The sequence below is a fragment of the Streptomyces sp. NPDC001868 genome (assembly GCF_040297125.1).
Lineage (GTDB): Bacteria > Actinomycetota > Actinomycetes > Streptomycetales > Streptomycetaceae > Streptomyces.
The window spans coordinates 146,203-168,922 of record NZ_JBEOYO010000007.1 but is presented as its reverse complement, the minus strand read 5'-3'; the positions used below and the strand labels follow the sequence as shown (position 1 = coordinate 168,922).

At 71.4% G+C, this 22,720-nt stretch carries 23 protein-coding genes; 14 read left to right on the top strand and 9 right to left on the bottom strand.

Annotated elements, in window-relative coordinates:
* Positions 1–89 precede the first annotated feature (89 nt).
* Together ABT147_RS11340 and ABT147_RS11335 are read left to right on the top strand one after the other, a co-directional pair.
* Positions 90–440: a DivIVA domain-containing protein gene (locus ABT147_RS11340; RefSeq protein ID WP_351404357.1), complete on the top strand. Its 351-nt coding sequence runs from the start codon at positions 90–92 to the stop codon at positions 438–440.
* Entirely contained in the window at positions 437–1,027 is a 591-nt protein-coding gene (locus ABT147_RS11335; protein ID WP_351404355.1) for a DNA-3-methyladenine glycosylase I, read from the top strand. The genes ABT147_RS11340 and ABT147_RS11335 overlap by 4 nt, the downstream gene beginning before the upstream one ends.
* Before the next feature lie 73 nt (positions 1,028–1,100).
* On the opposite strand, the gene chcB is transcribed toward ABT147_RS11335, so the two are convergent.
* Entirely contained in the window at positions 1,101–1,892 is a 792-nt protein-coding gene (gene chcB, locus ABT147_RS11330; RefSeq protein ID WP_351404353.1) for a 2-cyclohexenylcarbonyl CoA isomerase, read from the bottom strand.
* Between the two features lie 375 nt (positions 1,893–2,267).
* On the opposite strand from chcB, the gene ABT147_RS11325 reads away from it, so the two are divergent.
* Positions 2,268–2,435 carry a DUF3117 domain-containing protein gene (locus ABT147_RS11325; protein ID WP_009997451.1) on the top strand — a complete coding sequence of 56 codons (168 nt, stop codon included), beginning with the start codon at positions 2,268–2,270 and terminating at the stop codon, positions 2,433–2,435.
* A 131-nt stretch (positions 2,436–2,566) separates the two neighbouring features.
* Here the strand turns inward: ABT147_RS11325 and ABT147_RS11320 are convergent, their stop codons facing one another.
* On the bottom strand, positions 2,567–3,244 hold the full coding sequence (locus tag ABT147_RS11320; protein ID WP_351404622.1) for an O-methyltransferase: 678 nt from the start codon (positions 3,242–3,244) through the stop codon (positions 2,567–2,569).
* A 295-nt stretch (positions 3,245–3,539) separates the two neighbouring features.
* Between ABT147_RS11320 and sigE the strand changes: the two genes are divergently transcribed.
* The 5 genes from sigE (at position 3,540) to ABT147_RS11295 (ending at position 10,116) form a co-directional block, all read left to right on the top strand.
* Positions 3,540–4,241: an RNA polymerase sigma factor SigE gene (sigE, locus tag ABT147_RS11315; protein WP_086755380.1), complete on the top strand. Its 702-nt coding sequence runs from the start codon at positions 3,540–3,542 to the stop codon at positions 4,239–4,241.
* Complete coding sequence (locus ABT147_RS11310) at positions 4,238–5,449, top strand: zf-HC2 domain-containing protein (RefSeq protein WP_351404351.1); 1,212 nt, start codon at positions 4,238–4,240, stop codon at positions 5,447–5,449. The genes sigE and ABT147_RS11310 overlap by 4 nt, the downstream gene beginning before the upstream one ends.
* A gap of 1,348 nt (positions 5,450–6,797) precedes the next feature.
* Positions 6,798–8,435, top strand: coding sequence for a S1C family serine protease (locus tag ABT147_RS47300; RefSeq protein WP_502983076.1), 1,638 nt, complete (start codon positions 6,798–6,800; stop codon positions 8,433–8,435).
* 233 nt (positions 8,436–8,668) lie between these two features.
* Positions 8,669–9,142, top strand: coding sequence for a sec-independent translocase (locus ABT147_RS11300; protein WP_351404347.1), 474 nt, complete (start codon positions 8,669–8,671; stop codon positions 9,140–9,142).
* A gap of 302 nt (positions 9,143–9,444) precedes the next feature.
* On the top strand, positions 9,445–10,116 hold the full coding sequence (locus ABT147_RS11295) for a hypothetical protein (RefSeq protein ID WP_351404345.1): 672 nt from the start codon (positions 9,445–9,447) through the stop codon (positions 10,114–10,116).
* Between the two features lie 152 nt (positions 10,117–10,268).
* Here the strand turns inward: ABT147_RS11295 and ABT147_RS11290 are convergent, their stop codons facing one another.
* The 3 genes from ABT147_RS11290 to ABT147_RS11280 are packed head-to-tail and all read right to left on the bottom strand — an operon-like array spanning position 10,269 to position 13,449.
* A complete protein-coding gene (locus ABT147_RS11290) occupies positions 10,269–11,402 on the bottom strand; it encodes an Mrp/NBP35 family ATP-binding protein (RefSeq protein WP_351404343.1) in 1,134 nt (377 codons plus the stop codon).
* 42 nt (positions 11,403–11,444) lie between these two features.
* Entirely contained in the window at positions 11,445–12,149 is a 705-nt protein-coding gene (locus ABT147_RS11285; RefSeq protein ID WP_502983068.1) for a DUF1003 domain-containing protein, read from the bottom strand.
* Positions 12,139–13,449 carry a magnesium transporter MgtE N-terminal domain-containing protein gene (locus ABT147_RS11280; RefSeq protein WP_351404341.1) on the bottom strand — a complete coding sequence of 437 codons (1,311 nt, stop codon included), beginning with the start codon at positions 13,447–13,449 and terminating at the stop codon, positions 12,139–12,141. Before ABT147_RS11280 ends, ABT147_RS11285 begins: the two co-directional genes overlap by 11 nt.
* A 176-nt stretch (positions 13,450–13,625) precedes the next feature.
* Here ABT147_RS11280 and ABT147_RS11275 point away from each other — a divergent pair, with 176 nt between their 5' ends.
* Entirely contained in the window at positions 13,626–14,390 is a 765-nt protein-coding gene (locus ABT147_RS11275) for a hypothetical protein (RefSeq protein ID WP_351404339.1), read from the top strand.
* A gap of 252 nt (positions 14,391–14,642) precedes the next feature.
* Here the strand turns inward: ABT147_RS11275 and ABT147_RS11270 are convergent, their stop codons facing one another.
* Together ABT147_RS11270 and ABT147_RS11265 are read right to left on the bottom strand one after the other, a co-directional pair.
* Positions 14,643–15,188 (bottom strand): hypothetical protein, encoded by a 546-nt coding sequence (locus ABT147_RS11270; protein WP_351404337.1) that lies wholly within the window; start codon positions 15,186–15,188, stop codon positions 14,643–14,645.
* A gap of 47 nt (positions 15,189–15,235) precedes the next feature.
* Positions 15,236–16,360, bottom strand: a complete 1,125-nt coding sequence (locus tag ABT147_RS11265; protein ID WP_351404335.1) for a magnesium and cobalt transport protein CorA — start codon at positions 16,358–16,360, stop codon at positions 15,236–15,238.
* Between the two features lie 587 nt (positions 16,361–16,947).
* On the opposite strand from ABT147_RS11265, the gene ABT147_RS11260 reads away from it, so the two are divergent.
* The 4 genes from ABT147_RS11260 (at position 16,948) to ABT147_RS11245 (ending at position 20,273) form a co-directional block, all read left to right on the top strand.
* The gene (locus tag ABT147_RS11260; RefSeq protein WP_351404333.1) at positions 16,948–17,532 is read left to right on the top strand and encodes a suppressor of fused domain protein; all 585 of its coding nucleotides are present in this window, start codon (positions 16,948–16,950) and stop codon (positions 17,530–17,532) included.
* A gap of 242 nt (positions 17,533–17,774) precedes the next feature.
* Positions 17,775–18,416: a DUF6758 family protein gene (locus ABT147_RS11255; protein ID WP_257540894.1), complete on the top strand. Its 642-nt coding sequence runs from the start codon at positions 17,775–17,777 to the stop codon at positions 18,414–18,416.
* A gap of 229 nt (positions 18,417–18,645) precedes the next feature.
* Positions 18,646–19,506, top strand: coding sequence for a PHP domain-containing protein (locus ABT147_RS11250; RefSeq protein ID WP_351404331.1), 861 nt, complete (start codon positions 18,646–18,648; stop codon positions 19,504–19,506).
* A gap of 161 nt (positions 19,507–19,667) precedes the next feature.
* Positions 19,668–20,273: a MarC family protein gene (locus ABT147_RS11245; RefSeq protein WP_351404329.1), complete on the top strand. Its 606-nt coding sequence runs from the start codon at positions 19,668–19,670 to the stop codon at positions 20,271–20,273.
* 90 nt (positions 20,274–20,363) lie between these two features.
* Here ABT147_RS11245 and ABT147_RS11240 read toward each other — a convergent pair whose 3' ends face one another.
* A complete protein-coding gene (locus tag ABT147_RS11240; protein WP_020113966.1) occupies positions 20,364–20,516 on the bottom strand; it encodes a DUF8834 family protein in 153 nt (50 codons plus the stop codon).
* Positions 20,517–20,753: 237 nt separating this feature from the next.
* On the opposite strand from ABT147_RS11240, the gene ABT147_RS11235 reads away from it, so the two are divergent.
* Positions 20,754–21,659 (top strand): NYN domain-containing protein, encoded by a 906-nt coding sequence (locus tag ABT147_RS11235; RefSeq protein ID WP_351404618.1) that lies wholly within the window; start codon positions 20,754–20,756, stop codon positions 21,657–21,659.
* 13 nt (positions 21,660–21,672) lie between these two features.
* Here the strand turns inward: ABT147_RS11235 and ABT147_RS11230 are convergent, their stop codons facing one another.
* Complete coding sequence (locus ABT147_RS11230; protein ID WP_351404327.1) at positions 21,673–22,563, bottom strand: alpha/beta fold hydrolase; 891 nt, start codon at positions 22,561–22,563, stop codon at positions 21,673–21,675.
* Between the last annotated feature and the right edge of the window lie 157 nt (positions 22,564–22,720).

Here is a 22,720-nt window from a genome sequence, read left to right as displayed (position 1 = left end):
GACCGACGGCCTTGCGCAACCGCCTGCGACCCTAACTGTCAGACTCGCATGGCACGATCGGAGCCGAACACAGTCGAGGGGACCCAGCGATGCTCATGTTCTTGTTCCTGGTCGTCGCGCTCGCCGTGGTGGTCGCCGCGGTGACGCTCGCCGTCGTGGGCGGCGGCGACAACGCGGTGCTGCCGGAGGCCGAGGGCGAGCGGCTCCAGGACCCGCTGCCGGCGGACCGCCCGGTCAACCGCGCCGACGTCGAGGCACTGCGCTTCCCGGTCGCCGTCCGCGGCTACCGCATGGTGGACGTGGACGACGTCCTCGGCCGCCTCAGCGCCGAGATCGCCGAGCGGGACGCCCGGATCGCCGACCTGGAGTCCGCGCTCGCGGGCGCCCGCACGGCCGGCGTGACCTCGCTGCGCAAGCCCGAGGAGGGCGACCACCAGTGAGCGACGGCACCGCTCTGCCCGGCCCCGACGGCGCGCCGCGCTGCCCCTGGGCCCTGTCCACCGAGGACTACGTGGCGTACCACGACGAGGAGTGGGGCCGCCCGGTCCACGGCGACGACGCGCTGTACGAGCGGCTCTGTCTGGAGGCCTTCCAGTCCGGCCTCTCCTGGATCACCATCCTGCGCCGCCGCGAGGGCTTCCGCTCCGCCTTCGCCGACTTCAAGATCGCCTCGGTCGCCGTCTTCACGGAGGCCGACCAGGAGCGTCTCCTCGGCGACCCCGGCATCATCCGCAATCGCGCCAAGATCGAGGCGACGATCGCCAACGCGCGCGAGCTGTCCGCCTGGGCCCCCGGTGAGCTGGACGAACTGATCTGGTCCCACGCCCCGGACCCGACGACCCGCCCGGCCCCGAGAACCCTCGCGGACGTCCCGGCGGTCACCCCCGAGTCCACTGCCCTCTCCAAGGCCCTCAAGAAGCGAGGCATCCGCTTCGTCGGCCCCACCACGGCCTACGCCCTTATGCAGGCGTGCGGCCTGGTCAACGACCACTTGGAGACATGCGCGGCGAGAAGCGCGCCCCTCTAGGAGGCTCCGCCTCCCAAGGGGCGCGGGGAACCGCGCGATCGACCACATCGGACCCGCAGTTCCCCAGGCACCGTCACCGCCCCAAATACTTGGGCGTCTCCTTGTTGACGAAGGCCCGCACAGCGATCCCGTGATCCTCCGACGCCCCCGCCCGGGTCTGCAGCTCGTCCTCCTTCTCCAGCGTCTCCGCCAGCGTGTGGGAGAACCCGTACGCCACCGCCTCCTTGATCGCCGCGTACGCCACCGTCGGCCCCTCGGCCAGCGCGCGAGCGACCTTCGCCGCCTCCGACGCGAGCGCGGCCGCCGGCACGATCCGGTTCGCGATCCCCAGCTCGTACGCGTCCTGCGCGCTGATACTGCGCGGGAAGAGCAGCAGATCGGCGGCCCGGCCGGGACCGACCACCCGCGGCAGGGTCCACGAGATCCCCGAGTCGGCGGTCAGCGCGACGCCGGCGAACGACGTGTTGAAGGAGGCCGTGTCGGCGACGACACGGAAGTCCGCCGCGAGCGCGAACCCCAGGCCGGCGCCGGCGGCGACACCGTTCACCCCGGCCACCACGGGCTTCGCCATCCCGGTGAGGGCCTTCACCACCGGGTTGTAGTGCTCCTTGACCGTGCTCATGACCTGCCCCGAGCCCTCGGCCAGCAGCCCGATGTGCTCCTTCAGGTCCTGGCCCACACAGAACGCCCGCTCCCCGGCCGCGGTCAGCAGCACCGCCCGTACGGCGTCGTCCCCGGCGGCGGCCTCCACGGCCTCCCGCAGTGCCACCTTGGTCGCGATGTTCAGCGCGTTCATCGCCTCGGGGCGGTTCAGCGTGATCGTCGCGAGTCCGTCGTGCACCTCGTAGAGCACGGTGTCGGCCATGGGGGTTCCCCTCCGATGTCGCGGCTGGTGACGTACTGGTCAGTACGCCCTCGTCACAGCACAGCATGGCGGAGTTCACAGGTGACGGCGGGGGCCGGACGTGTGACCTGTGTCAAAGAATCACCAATGGCCGAGCGCCGCCCCGGGACCATGCGGTGGCGCAGTATCGCAGTCACACCGCCGAATTGGGTGGTTTTGCTCGCGCGCGTTGCCCAAGCGATGCCGACCGATGTTGGTCATCGGGTCATGAGATGCGGGATAATGGCCTGGAAGCAATGTGTTCGATGCCGGTGTCGCGTGTCCCCAGGTGGGCCCGCGCCTGCCCTCCCGGGCCGTCGGCTTGGCGATGAGCTGGTTTCAGGAAGGGGTACGAGCATGGCGGCCATGAAGCCGCGGACGGGCGATGGCCCGCTCGAGGTGACCAAGGAGGGGCGGGGCATCGTCATGCGCGTTCCGCTCGAAGGCGGCGGTCGGCTCGTCGTCGAGCTGACTCCTGACGAGGCAGAGGCCCTCGGCGACGCCCTCAAGAAGGTCGTCGGCTGACGCGCGTAGCGACGCGACCATACCCTTTCAGTCGCCCCGGCACCGCCGCACTCGGCGGTGCCGGGGCGCTGTTGTGCCAGGGGGCGTGACCGAGGGATGCGACCGGGGGCGGTCAGGTCGGGGAAGGCGCCTCAGCGTTTGACCGCGCACAGCAGGCCGTCGCCCACCGGGAGCAGGGACGGCACGAGCTCGGAGCTCTCTCGGACCGTGCGCAGCAGCTCCCGCAGACGTATGACCTCGGTCGGCTGGGGGTTGGAGTCCACCGTGCGGCCACTGGCGAAGACACCCTCGAAGGCGACGAGTCCACCGGGCCTGAGCAGGCGCAACGATTCAGCGAGGTAGTCGAGGCACTCCAGCCGGTCGCCGTCGCAGAAGACCAGGTCGTAGCCCGCGTCCGCGAGTCGGGGCAGGACGTCCAGGGCGTGGCCCGGGATGAAGCGCGCGCGGTTGCTGGCGAAGCCGGCCGCGCGGAACGCCTGCCGGGCGAACTGCTGGTGGTCCGGCTCCGGATCCACGGTGGTCAGCACCCCGTCCGGCCGCATACCGTGCAGGAGATGGATCCCGGAGACACCGGTACCGGTCCCGATCTCCGCCACCGCCTTCGCGTCCACGGTGGCGGCGAGCACCCGCAGCGCGGCGCCCGTGCCGGGCGACACCGAGCGCAGCCCTGCATCCCGGGCCCGGTCACGGGCCCAGCGCAGCGCCTCGTCCTCGGCGACAAAGGCGTCGGCGAACGCCCAGCTCGTCAGCCGGTTGCCGGTAATGGCCCTCTCCTTATGTCCCCGTGGGTTGCCTGGGCGTGACTGTATCCGTTGCCGTCGGGAACCTGCTGATGGGACCGGTCGTTTAAAGGGATGAGTGAGTGACGGGGGCCGCGACGGGGGGCACGGGATGGACCGGTCAGAGGAACAGGTGCGGGCATCGACGCAGGTGCTGACCAAGCCATATGAGCCGCATCAGCCATATGAGCCACATCAGCGCACATCAATTTCTTATAAAACCGCTTATCCGGAGCTAACGGGCGAGGTGGCTATGGTAGGGGCTCCACTGGACACCACCAGAGCCGACAGGGGAGGTGCGGCTGCGCCTGTGGATCGGGGAGGAGTGCTTCGGCGCTTTCTCGGATCGGCGGGCAGGCCGAAATCCGTGAACGACACCGCTGACCACAGCCACGCCGCCGTCGCACAGACCGCGACCTTCACCACGGACGCGCACGCGCAGGCGTGGACTCCGCCCACCTGGGAGGAGATCGTCAGCACCCACAGCGGCCGCGTCTACCGGCTCGCCTACCGTCTGACCGGCAACCAGCACGACGCCGAGGACCTCACCCAAGAGGTCTTCGTCCGCGTCTTCCGCTCTCTGTCGACCTACACGCCCGGCACCTTCGAGGGCTGGCTGCACCGCATCACCACCAACCTCTTCCTGGACATGGTCCGGCGCAAGCAGCGCATCCGCTTCGACGCCCTCGGCGACGACGCGGCCGAGCGTCTGCCCAGCCGCGAGCCCACCCCCCAGCAGATCTTCAACGACGCGCACTTCGACGCCGACGTCCAGCAGGCCCTCGACACCCTCGCGCCCGAGTTCCGCGCGGCCGTCGTCCTCTGCGACATCGAAGGACTGTCGTACGAGGAGATCGCCGCGACCCTGGGCGTCAAGCTCGGCACGGTCCGCTCCCGGATCCACCGAGGCCGCTCCCAGCTCCGCAAGGCCCTGGCTCACCGCTCCCCGGAGGCCCGGGCCGAGCAGCGCCGCGGGTTCACGGTGCCGCGGGTGCCCGTGCTGGGAGGAGGGGGCGCGACCGCGTGAGTGGATCCCGTCCTACGCCTGCCGAGCAGCACCTGGGAGACCGTCTCTCCGCCCTGGTCGACGGAGAGCTCGGTCATGAGGCGCGTGACCGCGTCCTGGCACATCTCGCCACCTGCGCGAAGTGCAAGACGGAAGCGGACGAACAGCGCCGCCTGAAGAACGTCTTCGCGGAGGCCGCCCCGCCGCCTCCCTCCGAGAGCTTCCTGGCCCGGCTCCAGATGCTCCCGGCGGGCGGCGACGGCGACGGCGGCTCACCGCTGTCCGGTGGCTTCGGAGGAAGACTCGGGGGAGCGGCCGGTGGACCGGGCCTGCCCGGGGACCCTTCCGACTCACGGGACTTCGCCGACTTCGGCGTCTTCGCACCCGGCGACTCCTTCGGATACATCCCGTCGGGACCACACGGCGGCGCGCTGACGCCGTCGGGGGGCCGCGGACTGCTGGGCGGCCGAGGCCTGTCCGGCGGCCGTGGGTTCCTCGGTGACCGTGGCTTCCTGGGCGGGCGCGGCTTCCTCGGCGACCGGGGCGCGCTGGGCGACCGGGGCTTCCTGGGCGGCGGACGCGACCTCTCCGGGGACGCGGGCGACCGTGCGGACCGGGCGGAGAGAGCCTCCGACGACAGAGGCGGCATGGGCAGAGGGGTCACGGGCGACCGTGGCTTTCGGATCCATGACGTGAGCCGGCAGGAGGCCGAGCGTTCGGCCTCGCGCGGTATGCGCTTCGCCTTCGTGGCGGCCGGAGCGGTCTCCCTGGCCGCGATCGCCCTCGGTGGCGTGACCAGCGGGATGCCCGCCGAGACGGCGGACGCCCGGGGCGCCGGCTCCGGCAGCAATGTCACACCGCTGCGGACGCAGGCCTCGGGCACGGTTCCGTCCCCCGAATCGCAGCGCCGCCGGGGAGCCGTCGGCCCGCTGCTCGGGCAGGGCCAGCAGTCCCTGGGCGAGGTGCCCGTCGCTCCGACGGCGATCTCCGCGCCCCTGCTGCCCGGGGTCCCCGCCCCGGCAGGCCAGGACCGTCAGGCCGTACACCCGCTGACCGCGCCCGTGTTGGCCGGCGCGGCCATCATGTCCCCGCTCATACGCCCGCTCACCGCCGCACCGCCGCTGCAGCTCACCGACTGGTCCCCGGCACCCGAGCTCGTGGGACCGGGCCTGCTGACGGCTCCCGACGCCACCTCGTCTCCCACACCCACCTCGCCCGTCCTCCGCTGACTCCGACTTCTGCGCACCGGCCCGCGAACCTGGTTGAATCCAGAGTGGGCCGTGTCCGCTCGGGCCGGTTCCGGCCCGCGGCAGTCGGCGAACGGTGGGCGACGTGCCGGTCCTTGGGGCAGGCACAGGGTGTGGGGAGAGCATGAACGAGGGGAAGCCCACGAAGGCGAAGTGGTGGAGCCGACCCCGGGCGCACGGCGCGGGGGGCGGTACGACGGGGGACCACATCGGGCCTACGGGGACCGCCGGTTCCGGGGCACCGGCGGACGCGGTCCGCGAGGAACCCTTTGAGGGCGGTACCGAGGGCGATTTCGAGCTGGAACGCCCGGCGACGTCACCTGCCCCCGGCGGGGTCGGGGCCGGGGCCGCCAGCGACTCCGACTTCGGCTCCGGCGTCGACTCTGACTCCGGCTCCCGCGTCGACTCCGACTTCGAACTGGCCCGCCCGGCCGCCGGAGTTCCGCTCGGATCCGACTCCGTGCCGGCTCTCGACGCGGGCGGTGACCCGGACGGCGACTTCGAGTTGGAGCTGCCGGCTGCGACGGCTGCTGCGACGGGTGCGGCGGGTGGGGGAGGGGATGCCTCGGCCGGGGCGAGTGTGCCGGGCGAGCCCGGGGTGCCCGATTCCGGTGGTTCCACCGGTGTCGCGGTCACCGCCGTGGCCGCCACCGTTGTCGTCGATGCCCGGCCGTCGGACGAGCAAGGCACCCTGAGCGCCCCTGGAGCGCCCTCTGAGCGCCGCAAGCCGCTGCACGACCCGGATCCCTACAGCACCCCGCCGTACGGCGAGCCCGGCCCCTGGGCGCCCGCACCACCGGTCCAGCACCCGGCGACGACTCCCGCCCCCGGCACGAACGTTCAGACGGAGACACACGGGGTGCCCGCAGCGGTGGGTGCGCCGACACACGGCGTGCCCGCAGCAGTTGGGGCGCCGACAGACGAGGGTGCGGCTCCGGCAGTCACCCCTGTCCAGACCGGGACGACCTCGGCCGCCACCACTCCGCCGCACCCCGTGGCGACTTCGGCGACACCCGCGCCCGCTTCGGGGGTTCCGGCGCACGGCACGGCCGCACCGCCGACCACTCCTCAGACCGCGCCGACGGGACCGTACCCGGACGCACCCCAGCCCGATGCGGCTCGGCACCCGGAGGCGGCCCGGTCGGCGGCGGTTCCTGACGAGGAGGTGGCCCGGCCTGCGGCGGCTCCGTATCCGGACGCGTCCCGGCCTGAGGCGGCCCCGTATCCGGAAGCACCCCAGCCTGCGGCGGCTCCGTACGCGGAGGCGCCCCCGGCCGCGGCCGATCCGTTCTCGGGAGCGCCCCAGGCCGCGGCGAAGCCCTTCCCCGAGGTGGCCCAGCCCGCCGCAGCGGCGTACCCGGACGCGTCTCAGTCTTCGCCCCCGGGGGCCTCCTACGCGTATCCGGCTCAGCCGGGGCCGCCGCCCTTCGGTGACTCGGCGCAGGCCGTGCCCCCTCCGTACGCGGGCGGGGCGCAGCCCACACCGCTCTCGCAGCCGGGTGGGGCGCAGGCCGTGCCGCCCCCATATGCGGGCGGGGCTCAGTCCGCACCCCTTCCACACCTGGGTGGAGGGCCGGCCGTGCCGCCTCCGTACGCGGGCGGGGCTCAGCCCGTGCCGCCCCCATATGCGGGCGGGGCGCAGCCCGAGTCGCTTTCTCACGCGGGTGGGGCACAGCCCGCACCCCATCCGCACCCGGCCGGCGGCCTGCCCGCACCGCATCCGCACCCGGTCGGCCCCCAGCCCGCGCCCTCCGCCTTCGTCGACCCCGCCCAGCCGCTCCAAGCCATGCCTCAGGGCGCGCAGGGGCCCTGGCAGCGGTATGACCCGTGGGCCGGGGCCGGGGTGTCGCAGCAGAGTGGGGGGCGGCGTCGGGGGCGGGGGCGGGTGTTGTTGGTCGGGGCTCTGGTGATCGCCGTCGTGGCCGGTGGTGTCGGTGGGGCCGTGGGCGCGTATCTGGAGCGGAACGGCGGGGTCGGGGCGGTCGAGTTGCCGCAGGCCAGTGACGGCGTGACGGGGCGGGCCGCCGACAGCGTCGCCGGGATCGCCGCCGGCGCGCTGCCGAGCGTGGTGACCCTGCATGTGAGCGGGGCGAGCGCGCAGGGCACCGGCACCGGCTTCGTGCTCGACGAGCGCGGCCACATCCTCACGAACAACCACGTCGTCGACCCCGCCGGCACGAACGGCGACATATCGGTGACGTTCAGCGGCGGCGAGACCGCCGAGGCCACCATCGTCGGCCGGGACACCGGCTACGACCTGGCCGTCGTCAAGGTGACCGGCGTCAGCGGACTCAAGCCGCTGCCCCTGGGCAACTCGGAGGAGGTCCGCGTCGGCGACCCGGTCGTCGCCATCGGCGCCCCCTTCGACCTGGCCAACACCGTCACCTCCGGCATCATCAGCGCCAAGGAGCGGCCCATCACGGCCGGCGGCGAGGGCGGTGACGTGAGCGACGTGTCGTACGTGGACGCGCTTCAGACCGACGCGCCGATAAACCCCGGCAACTCCGGCGGCCCGCTCCTCGACGGCAAGGGCCGGGTGATCGGCATCAACAGCGCCATCCGCTCGGCCGGCGGCGGCTCCGAGTCGGACGGCGGCCAGGCCGGGTCGATCGGGCTGGGCTTCGCGATACCCATCAACCAGGGCAAGCGCGTCGCCGAGGAGCTGATCAACACCGGCAAGGCGACCCACCCGGTGATCGGGGTCACCCTGGACACGGACTACGCGGGTGACGGCGCCCGCATCGGTGACGAGGGCGGGTCCGGGGTGACCGCGGGCGGTCCCGCCGACCGGGCGGGCATCCGCTCGGGTGATGTCGTCACCGAGGTCGACGGGCAGCGCGTGCACTCCAACGACGAGCTGATCGTCAAGGTCCGCGCCCACCGGCCCGGCGACCGGCTGGAGCTCACCCTCCTGCGGAACGGCGACGAGCGGACGGTCACCCTCACCCTCGGCTCGTCCGGCGACTGACCGCCGGACGGGGGCGGCGACGGCGGGGCGTACCGACAGCAACTTCACAGGCGGGGCCCCGCACCCCCTCCCGTCAGGCAAACAGCTGGGAAAACCCGTCGCCCGGGCGTGGACGGAAGCGGCCCGACGGTACCGGTTCGGCGGGATCGCCGGGTACCGTGGAGCCGGGCCGGACCACGGAAGACCTGCCGAGGCCCGTGGATCGGGACCGAGGACATCGCAAGGAGCTTCAGGTGTTCAATGACATAGGTGCGCTCGAGGTGGTGACGCTCGTCGTCCTCGCCGTGCTCGTCTTCGGTCCGGACAAGCTCCCGAAGGTGATCCAGGACATCTCGCGGACCATCCGCAAGATCCGCGAGTTCTCGGACAGCGCCAAGGCGGACATCCGCAGCGAACTCGGCCCGGAGTTCAAGGACTTCGACTTCGAGGACCTCAACCCCAAGACGTTCATCCGCAAGCAGCTGGACAACGACGAACTGGGGCTGAAGGAGATCCGCAGCGGCTTCGACCTGAAGAAGGAGGTGTCCGACCTCACGGACGCGGTCCACGGCCGCGACTCCGAGTCGTCGTCCACCTCGTCCTCGTCCGCCGCCGCCATCGGCTCCGGCTCCGGCGGTTCCGCCTCGGGCTCGTCCGGCACCACGGTCGACATGACGAAGAAGCCCGAGGCCGCCGAGCGTCCGCCGTACGACATGGACGCCACCTGAGCCGTAGGCCCGCCCGCCGTACGCCCGCACACCACCCGTACCGGCTCCGGCCTGCCCTTCCGCGCCGTACACCCGTGTGCCGCCGCGCCCCCGTACGTGATGCGATTCATACCGTCACGCACCCTCGTACGGCCTGAAGCCGCCCGTACGCCGTCCCACGCGCCGGGCGCTTTCCCTGCTGCTCGGAGAGCTGTGGCTATGCTGCCCAGTTGTTGTGCGGACCGTAAGGAGAGCGAGCGACGTCGCCCGAGGGGGGCGGGCCGCTCCTCCGGTCCGTCTAGAGCGAGGAGGCGTCCGGGCACATGGAGACGACGAGTCGGGTAGGCGCGCAGGCGTCGGCCGCGGAGGGCGGACAGCAGGTCCCCTCCGCCCGACGCACGGTCGACGGCTACCTGCTGGCGCCCTTCCCGTGGTACGGCCTCGACGAGGCCTTCACGGGGCCGCGCTGGTTGATGCAGGTCGGTACGTCGGCGGAAGGAGCCGTCGAGCACGGTTCGATCGGACACGGCGACGAGCCCTCGGTGCGCAACGAGTACACCGCCGGGTCGGACGACGAGGTCAAGGAGCGGTTCGCGGTCGTGGTGACCGTCGCGGCGAACGACGTACGGCGCAGCGCGGACGGTACGGGTGTGCTGGAGGCCACGTCGGTCTCCTCGGCGGCGTGGCTGGCCGGCGTCGGGCTGCTGTCCTTCACCTGGCCCGGGCAGCTGGACCACACCCGGCGGGACGACTGGCTGGACCAGCAGACCGAGACGGCCTGGGTCCTGGCGGACGACCTCGGCGGGGAGGACTGGTCGACGCTGTCCCTGCCGGTGGACGGGGTGCCCACCCCGTTCCACTACCGGGAGTCCGAGTTCGGTTGGGTGCTCGCCGGGTCGACCTCGGAGGGGGTGCATGTGGGGGCGTACGGGAGAGGGATGAGCGCGTACGGGCTTGGCTTCGCCGTGATCAAGGACATCGAGGGGTACGCGTAGCGCTTTGAAGGGCACCGCCGGGTTGTGCTGCGGTGCCCTTCAACGCCGTGGGGGCTTCTGTGGGTTGGGGGCCGCGGGTGCGTCGTGGTTGCTCGCGCGGTTCCCCGCGCCCCTTAAAAGCAGAGAGGCGGCCCCAGGCTTCGACAGGTGCCCTAGAACTTGTTCCTCGGGGTGATTCCCAGGCTCATGCCCGACAGGCCGCGCTGGCGGCCGCCCAGCTTGCCCGCGATGGCGCGGAGGGCGGCGCCGGCGGGGGAGTCGGGGTCGGAGAGGACGACGGGGCGGCCGTCGTCGCCGCCCTCGCGGAGGCGGACGTCGATGGGGATGGAGCCGAGGACCGGGACGGTGGCGCCGGTGGTGCGGGTGAGGCCGTCGGCGACGGACTGGCCGCCGCCGCTGCCGAAGACGTCGACCATCTCGTCGCAGTGCGGGCAGGGCAGGCCCGCCATGTTCTCGACGACGCCGACGATCTTCTGATGGGTCTGTACGGCGATGGAACCGGCGCGCTCGGCGACCTCCGCCGCCGCCTGCTGAGGGGTCGTCACGACGAGGATCTCGGCGTTCGGGACCAGCTGGGCCACCGAGATGGCGATGTCGCCGGTGCCCGGCGGGAGGTCGAGGAGCAGCACGTCCAGGTCGCCCCAGTAGACGTCCGAGAGGAACTGCTGCAACGCCCTGTGCAGCATCGGGCCGCGCCAGACGACCGGGGTGTTGCCCGGGGTGAACATACCGATCGAGATGACCTTCACACCGTTCGCGGACGGCGGCATGATCATGTTCTCGACCTGGGTGGGCAGGCCTTCGGCGCCCAGCATGCGGGGCACGGAGTGGCCGTAGATGTCGGCGTCGACGACGCCCACCTTGAGGCCGTCGGCGGCCATCGCCGCCGCCAGGTTCACCGTCACCGAGGACTTGCCGACGCCGCCCTTGCCGGAGGCGACGGCGTACACGCGCGTGAGGGAGCCCGGCTTGGCGAACGGGACCTCGCGCTCGGCCTGGCCGCCGCGCAGGGCACCCGCCAGCTCCTTGCGCTGCTCGTCGCTCATGACGTCGAGTTCGACGTCGACGCGGGTGACGCCCTCGACGCGCGCGACCGCCTCCGTCACGCGCTGGGTGATCGTGTCCCGCATGGGGCAGCCGGAGACCGTCAGGTACACGGCGACCGCGACCGCTCCGTCCGCACCGATCTCCACCGACTTGACCATCCCGAGTTCGGTGATGGGACGGTTGATCTCGGGGTCGTTCACCGTCGACAGTGCTTCACGCACCGCGTCTTCCGTAGCCATAGGACGATGGTACGGCGACCCGCGGGGCCCCTGGGAGCCCCGTCAGCGGTCGCCCATGTCACGTCCGCGCGAGTGGTCCGGCGGGAATACGCTCCGCGTCCCGCGCGCGCCGTCGCCTTCGCGCTCGTGCAGTTCCCTGACCAGGTCCTGGAGCTCGGAGCGCAGCCAGTCGCGGGTGGCCACCTCGCCGAGGCCGATGCGCAGCGCGGCGATCTCCCGCGTCAGGTATTCGGTGTCGGCGATCGAGCGTTCGTTCTGCTTGCGGTCCTGTTCGAGGTTGACCCGGTCGCGGTCGTCCTGCCGGTTCTGCGCGAGCAGGATCAGCGGGGCGGCGTACGAGGCCTGCAGGGAGAGCATCAGGGTCAGGAAGATGAAGGGGTAGTTGTCGAAGCGCAGCTCGCGCGGGGCGGAGACGTTCCACACCACCCACAGGATGATGACGACGGTCATCCAGACGAGGAACGTCCCGGTGCCCAGGAACCGTGCGATCCGCTCCGAGAGCCGCCCGAAGGCCTCCGGGTCCCACTCGGGCAGGAACCTGGTCCGGCGCGGCAGCGGCTGATCGAGACGCGTACGCGGGCGGGCGGTGGCCCCGGAGAGCGTGCGATGCCCCGGAGGCGCCCCGGAGGGTGAGGTGCGCTCCCGGGCGCCCACGCCCGCGTGCGCCCGCTCACGCCGCGCACTCCGCCCGTCCCGCCCCCCGGGGCGTCCCTCACGCCCTTCGCGCCCTTCCCGCTCAGGAACCATCGCGGGCCCCCTCGTCGTCGGCGGCGGCGTTGTCGACGTCGTCCTCGTGCAGATGGAACTCCGTCTCCCGCCAGTCCTCGGGCAGCATGTGGTCCAGTACGTCGTCCACGGTCACCGCGCCAAGGAGCGAGCCGCTCTCGTCGACCACCGGCGCCGCGACCATGTCGTACGTCGCGAAGAACCCGGCGACGGCGCGCAGCGCGGCCTCCGGGTCCAGCGGCTGGAGATCGTCGTCCAGGATCGAGCCGACCAGGGTGTACGGCGGGTCCCGCAGCAGCCGCTGGAAGTGGACCGTGCCGAGGTACTTGCCGGTCGGGGTCTCGTCCGGCGGCCGGCACACGTACACCTGGGCGGCGAGCGCGGGGGACAGATCAGCGTTGCGGACCCGGGCCAGCGCGTCGGCGACGGTCGCGTCCGGGCGCAGCACGATCGGCTCGGTGGTCATCAGACCGCCGGCGGTCTTCTCCTCGTACGCCATGAGCCGCCGTACGTCCGCCGCGTCGTCCGGCTGCATCAGCGTCAGCAGCCGCTCCTGGTCGTCCTCCGGGAGTTCGGCGAGGAGGTCGGCGGCGTCGTCCGGGTCCATGGCCTCCAGGACGTCGGCGGCCCGCTCCTCCTTGAGCTTGCCGAGGATCTCGATCTGGTCGTCCTCGGGCAGCTCCTCCAGGACGTCGGCGAGCCGGTCGTCGTCGAGGGCGGCGGCGACCTCGGCCCGGCGCTTGGGGGAGAGATGGTGCAGCACATTGGCGAGGTCGGCCGGGCGGAGCTGTTCGAAGGTGGCGAGGAGGTTCTCGGCGCCCTGCCCGTTCTCCTCCAGCGAGAACCCGGTGACCGCCGACCACTCCACGGTCAGCGTCTCGCCCTTGTGCCGCCGGAACGCCCCGCCCTTGCCCTTGCGGACGAACACCCGGTCGATCTCCCAGTCCCGGCGGGCCGGCAGCTGCTGGACCGAGATGTCGCGGACGGACACCTCCTCGCCGGTCTCGACGAGGGTCACACGCCGGTCCAGCAGCTCCCCGAAGACGAGGCGCTCGGTGGGCCGCTGTTCGAACCGGCGCACGTTCAGCACCCCGGTGGTGATGACCTGGCCGGACTCGATGCCGGTGACCCGGGTCATGGGCAGGAAGATCCGCCGCCGGGTGGACAGTTCGACGACCAGACCGAGCAGTCGCGGCGGCTTCCGGCCCACCCGCAGGATGGCGACGAGATCGCGGACGCGGCCCACCTGGTCGCCGTTCGGATCGAACACGGCGACACCGGAGAGGTGGGAGACGAAGATCCGGGGCGCCACCGCCGCCATGGGCCGTCCCTTTCCTTCCCGTCGCGAGGGGATTGTCCGCCGAGGAGGGCTTCAGGCTAGCCCGTCCCGATCGGATATGCCCTGGTGAGCGGTGCGGACGGACTGGCTCCGTGGTGGGCCGGGAGCCCCGGTACTCTGCGGTACGCCTGGACTCCCCACGAAGAGGTGCATCGCCTGTGACTGTGATTCCCCGTACCCGAAGGGCCGCACTGGTGAGCGCCGTCTGCACCCTCGTGGTCAGCGGGCTCGGGCTCACCGGATGCGGTGGTGAGGATCCCGACGAGGGCACCAACGGGGTCGGCAAGCTGGAGCCGGCGAAGATCCAGAGCACGACCAAGGCGGCGGCCACGGCGGCGGACACGGTCCGGCTGTCCGGGGCCGTGGTGAGCAACGGCAAGACCTACAAGCTGGACATGCGCCTGAAGGAGGACGGCGGCACGGGTTCGGTGACGTCCGGGGACTCCACCTTCCGGCTGCTGAAGGTCGGCGAGCACCTCTTCCTCAAGGCCGACGCGGACTTCTGGGACCACGAGGACCCCGGGAAGAAGGGCGGCGAGGACCACGGCGACTCGGAGACGGCCGCCGCGGACAAACTGGACGGCATGTACGTGAAGGTGCCGACCGGGGACCCCGCCTACAAGCGTTTCAGCGGCTTCACCGACAAGGACGTCCTCCTCAACAGCCTGCTCACCCTGCACGGCACGCTGTCCAGGGAGGGCCACCACGAGCAGTCCGGCACCCGCACCATCCGCATCACCGGCGACAAGGGCTCCGGCGGCACCCTCGACGTCTCCCTCGAAGGCACCCCCTACCCCCTGCGCCTCGTCCGCGCGGGCGACGCCGGCACGATCCTCCTCACCGACTGGGGCCAGGACTTCACGCTGGAGGAACCGGACGAGAAGTCGGTCGTGGACTACGGCAAGCAGCTGCCGACGTCGTAATGCGCCGGCCCGCGCTTCTCCGGCGGCTCGCCTTTCCCAGCCGCGTCGCTCTTCTCCGCAGCTTCGCCTGTCTCTGCCGCTGCACCCTTCTCCGCCGCAACGGCGATCAGCCACGACGTCGGATTCCGGCGGTGCCGAACAAGGCTCGGCGCTGCCGCTCACCCTTTCTCCGCCGCAACGGCGATCAGCCACGACGTCGGATACCGGCGGCGCAGAACAAGGCTCGGCCGACGAACGGGAACCCGCCCCTGATCACTTCCGCTTGCGGCGCCCGAAGAGCAGCCGGGGTACGCCCGCCGGGATCGGCTGACGGGTCGTCGCGGGCGTCGCGACCGGTGCCTGCGCCAGGTCGCCGTCGGGCAGCGGCAGGGTCGACCCCGTCGGCTCCAGCCTGAGCACCCGGCACTCGCGGGCCCAGCGCGCCGGCATCTCCTCGCCGTCGGGGGCGTTGAGACGCTTGCCCTTGAGCTCGCCCACGGCGGCCTCCCACGCGGGGGAGCCGGGGGCCAGCTCGACGACGTTCGCGGCCCAGCTGACCAGCCGGCCGCCCTTGTCCTTGCTGCGGACGGTCACGACCGCCGGGCCCCCGTCGGCCAGCCCCGGCAACGGCTGCTCCCCGGGCCCGTCACCGACCACACACGCCGCACCCTCGTGCCAGACGTGCCACAGCGCGCACGAGGGCACATCCTGCCCCCGCACCCAGACGAGCCCGGACTTCTTGGTGGCCTCCTCGACCAGGGCCCGGTCGAGCAGCGTGTCGGCGGTCGGCGAGCCGGAGGCCGGCGAGTCGGCGGTCATGGGGGCAGCCTAACCGTGCCCCCACGAAGGCCCCCGGCCCCGCCGGGCTACAGCCACCCGTTGCGCTTCAGCGTGCGGTGGATGCCGAGGCAGAGCGCGACCGTGACGCCGAGGACGACCGGGTAGCCGTACTTCCAGTGCGTCTCCGGCATGTAGTCGAAGTTCATGCCGTAGACCCCGCACACCATCGTCGGTACGGCGATGATGGCCGCCCACGAGGTGATCTTGCGCATGTCCTCGTTCTGGGCGACGGAGGCCTGCGCCAGGTTCGCCTGGAGGATCGAGTTGAGGAGTTCGTCGAAGCCGACGACCTGCTCCTGGACCCGGGCGAGGTGGTCGGCCACGTCACGGAAGTACTTCTGGATGTCCGGGTCGATCAGCCGCATCGGCCGCTCGCTCAGCAGCTGCATGGGCCGCACCAGCGGCAGCACCGCGCGCTTGAACTCCATGACCTCGCGCTTGAGTTGGTAGATCCGGCCGGCGTCGGTGCCCCGGGGCGTGCCCTTGCGCCCGGGGGAGAACACCTCCGTCTCCACCTCGTCGATGTCGTCCTGCACGGCGTCCGCGACCGCCACATAGCCGTCGACGACATGGTCGGCGATGGCGTGCAGCACGGCCGAGGGGCCCTTGGACAGCAACTCCGGGTCGTCCTGCAGCCGGTGACGCAGCGCCCTGAGCGAGCCCTGCCCGCCGTGCCGGACGGTGATGAAGAAGTCCCGCCCGGTGAAGCACATGACCTCGCCGGACTCCACGACCTCGCTGGTGGCGGTGAGTTCGTCGTGCTCGACGTAGTGGATCGTCTTGAAGACGGTGAAGAGGGTGTCGTCGTAGCGCTCCAGCTTCGGCCGCTGGTGCGCGTGCACCGCGTCCTCCACGGCCAGCGGGTGCAGCCCGAACTCGGCGGCGATACCGGCGAATTCGGCTTCCGACGGCTCGTGCAGACCGATCCAGACGAAGCCGCCGTCACGGCGGACCTGACGGATCGCCTCGTGCGGGGTCAGATTGCGTTCGAACGTGACGCGCGCGCCGTCGCGGTAGACGGCGCAGTCCACGACGGCCGTCGCCGCCTCCGCCGGACGCGTGGCGTCGTACACGCCGCCGTCCTTGCGCAGCGACAGACGCGAGGGGCGGGACGGGCGGACCGCGGCACGCAGGTTGTGGATCATCGACATGAGCAGGCTCCTTCGCAACGAAAGGCCGCCGACGACGGTTGGAACTACCCGGAATGGGGACGTTTTGACTGCGGATGTTTGGCACGTCCACAAAGCGGGGAGCACCGCACCGTCGCGGTGACAGCTTCGCTTGATTCAGATCAGGCGACGTCCGACCGGTGAGAGCCGGTGACGTCTGATCGGCGATTCAGATCAAGACGGGAAAGAAGTGCTCTTCCGATGCGCGACGACCGGCAAGCGGCACGAAGCGAGTGAGGGTGGTAGCCAGCGGAGCGCGAACTACGGCTACGACAAGAGCTACGGAACTCGGCGAGCGGAAGAGCGGGTGGTACTGCCAGGTCGACTTCGGTCCATCGCAGCCCCACCTCCTCCGGCCGGTCCCCCGTAAGGGACGTTCCATACCCCGTTCGGGGTTCCCCGTAGGGGAGTCAGTCTTCTCGGTCCGGGACGCGAAGGCGTGAGAAGCCTTGAGTGCGAGGCTTCTGCGTGCTGCCCGCGTGCTGTCCCGACCGGCGCCCCAGAGTAACAGTCGGCTGAAGTGTCAAGGCGCCCGTTTGCCGGTTCCTGACGAGTTCTATGCTCGGCTCATGGCTGATGTTCTTCCGTTGGTGGAGGCCCGTTTGCGCACCGCGCTGGGCGAACCGGACGCGCGCGCCGCGGTCACCTTCCTCGGCACGGACCGCATCGAGGTGCTGCGTTTCACCGACGGCGACGTCGTCCGCTACGCCACGCTCGGCATGTCCGCCCAGCCGATGGCCGACCCCACCGCGGTCCTCGCCGACCCCGTCAAGGGGCCCCGCGCCGAGCTCGTCCTGTCCGTGCGGCACGGCCTCGCCGACACCGACAAGGTGCTCCGCCCGCTCGCTGTGCTCGCCGCGTCACCGCAGGTCGAGGGCGTGATCGTGGCCCCTGGTGCTTCCCTCGACGTGGGTGGCCCGCTCTGGCCCGGCGCCCCCTTCACCTCCGTCCTCGTCGCCGAGTCCGGCGGCCTGGTCGAGGACCTCGAACTCGACGCCCCCGCCGACCCCGTACGGTTCCTGCCGCTCCTCCCGATGACCGCCAACGAGGCCGCCTGGAAGCGGGTGCACGGCGCCCAGGCCCTCCAGGAGCGCTGGCTCACCCACGGGACGGATCTCCGCGACCCGGTCCGCAAGTCGGTTCCCCTGGACTGACCGGACGGCCCGGCACGGCTTCCCCGTGTGACGGACGGCACCCCATGCGTGACCGGAGGGCGCTCGGCGGCTGGCCGAAAACCACCGCTTCCCTTGGCCGTGTGGGTAGTTGATTCCGTTGGTCGGTCCGACGGGCCGTCCGTCGCCCGGAGACCGGCGTGCGTGCGCGGAATGTGACGCGCACACGCCGGACGGGTGATCGTCCTTGACGCGACGAAGCACGGGGAGGACCGTTGGGCCCTATGAGGGGCGAACCCAGTTGCCCGAAGTGTGGTGGCCGGGTCAGGGCTCCCGGCCTCTTTGCCGACTCCTGGCAGTGCGCCGTGCACGGGACGGTGCACCCGCTGCAGCCCGTGATCCCGCCCAGCGTCGAGGCCCTCAGCGTGGTGGTGCACCGTGCCAAGGTGCCGGTCTGGATGCCGTGGCCGCTGCCCGTGGGCTGGCTGTTCACGGGCGCCGCCTTCGCCGGGGACGACCGCAGCGGCGGACGCGCCACCGCCGTGGCCTGTTCCGGGCCCGGCCCGCTCGGGGGCGTGGGCGAACTCGTCCTGATCGCGGAGGAACTCGGCGTCGGCCTCGGCTCCCGGTACGCCGGCATCGACGGACCCGACCCCGGGCCGTATCTGAGCGTCGAGAAGCCGCCCCAGGCGAAGGTGCTCGCCGCCGGACGGCCGACACCGCTGTGGCATGTCACCGGCACGCCGGACGACCGCGCGGTCTTCGCGGGGGAGGCGCTCGGGCTGTGGCTGTGGGCGATCGTGTGGCCCGAACAGACGGGGCTGCTGATGTACGACGAGCTGGTGCTGACGGATCTGCGGGACGCGGGGGCGGAGGTGGAGCTGCTGCCGTGCGGTGCGCTTTCGCCACGGATCCTGGAGCCGTAGGGCGCCTCTGGTGCCAGGGGGCAAGCCCTCCAGGGGCGCGGGGAACTGCGCGACCAACCCCCACCGGCCGGAAGCCGCCGATCCGACCGAACCTCCCGACCTGTGGGGCGCGGCCTTGCACCCCCCCGTGTAGGGGGCGCCCCCAGGTTTCGGGTGTGACAGAAGCGGTTCGGAATCGCGCTACCCTTGAGCGTCCGCTTCCGTTTCCTTCGCGCCTGGAGTCCGAGTCGTGCGTATCGATCTGCACTGCCACTCCACCGCCTCCGACGGTACGGACACCCCGGCCGAGCTGGTGCGGAAGGCGCGGGCGACCGGGCTGGACGTCGTCGCCCTGACCGACCACGACACGACACGCGGGCACGCCGAGGCGATCGCCGCGCTGCCGGAGGGGCTCACGCTGGTCACCGGCGCCGAGCTGTCGTGCCGCCTCGACGGCGTCAGCCTGCATATGCTCGCCTACCTGTTCGACCCCGAGGAGCCCGAGCTGCTCGCCGAGCGCGAGCTGGTCCGGGACGACCGGGTGCCGAGGGCCCGGGGGATGATCGCCAAGCTGAACGAGCTGGGTGTGCCGGTGACCTGGGACCAGGTCGCGCGGATCGCCGCCGGCGGTTCCGTGGGGCGCCCGCACGTGGCCACCGCCCTCGTCGAACTCGGCGTCGTCCCGACCGTGAGCGACGCCTTCACCGAGCAGTGGCTCGCCGACGGCGGCCGCGCCTATGTCGCGAAGCACGAGACCGACCCCTTCGAGGCCATCCGGCTGATCAAGGGCGCCGGCGGCGTTGCCGTCTTCGCCCACCCCGCCGCCGTCAAGCGCGGCCGGACCGTACCGGAGTCCGCCCTCGCCGAGCTGGCCACCGCCGGGCTCGACGGCATCGAGGTCGACCACATGGAGCACGACCCGGCGACCCGGGCCCGGTTGCGCGGCCTGGCGAAGGAGCTGGGGCTGCTCACCACCGGGTCCTCGGACTACCACGGCAGCCGCAAGACCTGCGTGCTCGGCGAGTACACGACCGACCCCGAGGTGTACGGGGAGATCACGCGGCGGGCCACGGGGGCGTTTCCCGTCCCGGGGACCGGCGGGATCGTCTAGCTGTCCCTTGGCTTTGTTCGGCACCCGGCGTCTGCCGGCTGTGCCCACATGTTCCGCCCTGCGGAACGCATATGTTCCGTCCTGCGGAACGACTGCCCACAGTGGTTCTCGACCGTGGGCTGCCCTCTTTCTGTAGCTCTCCACTCTCGCAAGGCACCCCCGTGTTCGATCTCGCCGTCTTCGGTTCCCTCTTCCTCACCCTCTTCGTGATCATGGATCCTCCCGGGATCACGCCGATCTTTCTCGGTCTCACCGCCGGGCGACCCGCACGCACCCAGAAGCGGATGGCCTTTCAGGCCGTATGCGTGGCCGGTGGCGTGATCACCGTCTTCGGGCTGCTGGGGCACCAGATCCTGGACTACCTGCATGTGTCGGTCCCCGCGCTGATGATCGCGGGCGGACTGCTCCTGCTGCTGATCGCGCTCGATCTGCTGACCGGCAAGACGGACGAGCCGAAGCAGACGAAGGACGTGAACGTCGCGCTCGTGCCGCTGGGGATGCCGTTGCTGGCCGGGCCCGGTGCGATCGTGTCGGTGATCCTGGCGGTGCAGAAGGCGGACGGGGTGGCCGGTCAGGTGTCCGTGTGGGCCGCGATCCTGGCGATCCACGTGGTGCTGTGGCTGACGATGCGGTACTCGCTGCTGATCATCCGGGTCATCAAGGACGGCGGTGTGGTGCTGGTGACCCGGCTCGCGGGCATGATGCTCTCCGCGATCGCCGTGCAGCAGATCATCAACGGCGTCACCCAAGTCGTACAGGGCGCCTAGCCCGGGATCGGGCCGTTCGGCCCGGGACGTAGCGGAGCCCCGTACGGCGTCGTGCCGTACGGGGCTCCGAAGCGTGAACGGATCCGCGTACTACGAGGCGGTCACGTCGGCCGGGCGGATCCAGAGGCGCTGCCCGATGGCGGCGGCCTGCTGCACGATCCGGTTGACGGAGGCGGCTTCCACGACGGTGCTGTCCACGGGCGTGCCGCTGACATCGTCGAGTCGCAGGATTTCGAAGCGCAAGGGCTTCTCCCTTCGTCTGGTCATCCTCCTGAGGAGAACTACTGGTGCTGGTTCGCGGGTCATCGGTGCCCGTGTTCCATATGGAGTCAACGGTATGCATGTTACAAACATTCCTTACGCTAAGGAAAATTTTCGAGAAGCTAATTACTAGCCGGTAAGTGGTGTGGGGGGTATGTCTACCGGCAGGCAGGAAGACTGATTGGGACCGGTTGTGTTCGCAGCGTGACCGCCGGGACAATGGAAGCGATGAACGACGACCTCACGGCGCTCGGCGCCCGCATCGACCGTACGAACGAGCTGCTGCACCGCATGCTCGCCGAGGTGGCGAAGACACCCTCGACCCACGCGATCTTCGTCGATGCGGGATATCTGTACGCGGCCGTGGGACGGCTGGCTGCGGGGACGGAGGACCGGCGGTCCTTCGACCTCGACGCCGAGGGGCTGATCGACGCGCTGATCGACAAGGCGCGCACGATCTTCGCGGACAGCCGGCTGCTGAGGGTCTACTGGTACGACGGGGCGCGCCGCCGCATCCATACGGCGGAACAGCAGTCGATCGCCGAACTGCCGGACGTGAAGGTACGGCTCGGCAACCTCAACGCCAACAACCAGCAGAAGGGCGTCGACTCCCTCATCCGCACCGACCTGGAGTCACTGGCCCGGCATCGCGCGATCAGCGACGCGGCTCTGATCGGCGGCGACGAGGACCTGGTCTCGGCGGTCGAGGCCGCGCAGGGCTACGGGGCCCGGGTCCATCTCTGGGGCATCGAGGCGCCCGAGGGCCGCAACCAGGCCGAACCGCTGCTCTGGGAGGTCGACAGCCAGCGGACCTTCGACCTCGACTTCTTCAAGCCGTACGTGTCACGGCGGGCCGCCGCCACCTACGACGCCCCGAGCGGTGCCCGTCCCACCCGTGAGGACGTCCGCTTCGTCGGCGCCCAGATCGCCGCGAAGTGGCTCGCAGCCCGGGGCCGGGAGACCCTGCAGGAGCTGCTCCACGGCCACCCGTACCTCCCCGGCTCCGTCGACCAGGACCTGCTCATCGAGGCGGAGGGGCTGCTCCAGTACTCGCTGCGGGGGCAGGCGGACCTGAGACGGGCCCTGCGGGACGGGTTCTGGGAGCACCTGCGGGCGCAGTACTAGGGGCTTTGGCGGCTCATCCTGCCGCTGATCGGCGGGCGGTCCCGTCCCAGAAGCCGATGAGGGCGTCCGCCGTCGCCTTCGGCTGGTCGGTGTTGGGGGAGTGCTCGGCGTCGCGGATGACGGTGCGGTGGGCGTTCAGCCGTACGGCCATGTCGTCGAGGACCGGGATCGGCCAGGTGTCGTCGCGTTCGCCGGACAGGACGTGCTTGGGCAGGTCCACGGCGGCGAGTTCGGCGACGCGGTCGGGTTCCGCGCAGAGCTGGCGGCCGGTGGCGATGAGCTGGGCGGGGCTGGTGGCGAGCCAGCGGCGGCGCAGGTCGGCGCGGTCGTCGAGACCCTCGTCGAGGGCGCCCGTCTCGGTCTCCTCCGGCTCCGGCGCGTCCATCGCCTGGATGGCGTCCCACACCTGCTCCATGGTCATCACGGCCAGGGCGTCCCGCAACAGCTTCACGCGCTCCTGCTGGCCGGCCGAGATCTGGGCGGGCCCCGAGGCCATCAGGGTGAGCGAGGCGAAGGGGGACGCGTCCAGCAGCAGGGCGGCGCGGGAGATCTGGCCGCCGAGGGAGTGGCCGACGAGGTGCAGGGGGGTGCCGTCGCGCACGGCCTCCGCCTGGGCGAGCAGATCCTTCGCCAACTCCGCCTGCGCGTACGGCGCTTCGTCGTCCTCGGCCCCCGGGCTCTCGAACTGCCCACGCCCGTCCACCGCCACCGACCGGTACCCTGCCTCGGCCAACGGCGCGTGCAACGCGATGAAGTCCTCTTTGCTCCCCGTGAACCCCGGCACGAGCAGCACGGTCCCCTTCACCGCCGTCCCTGCCTCGATCACGGCGAACTCCCCACGAGGGGTACGCAACAGACGCGCCGTGGCACCGGCGGGCGGGGCGAAGGTAGGAGGACGACTCATGACCCGAGAGTAACCGCCCCACAACTCCCCCGAACGCCCCGGTAGCCCCCTCAGGCGACCCTCGCAGGCGGCCCCCCGCAGGGGCGCGAGGAACGGCGCGAGCAACCACTCACGACCCGCACCCGCCCGATCACACTCATCCCCGAGCTATGAGGCG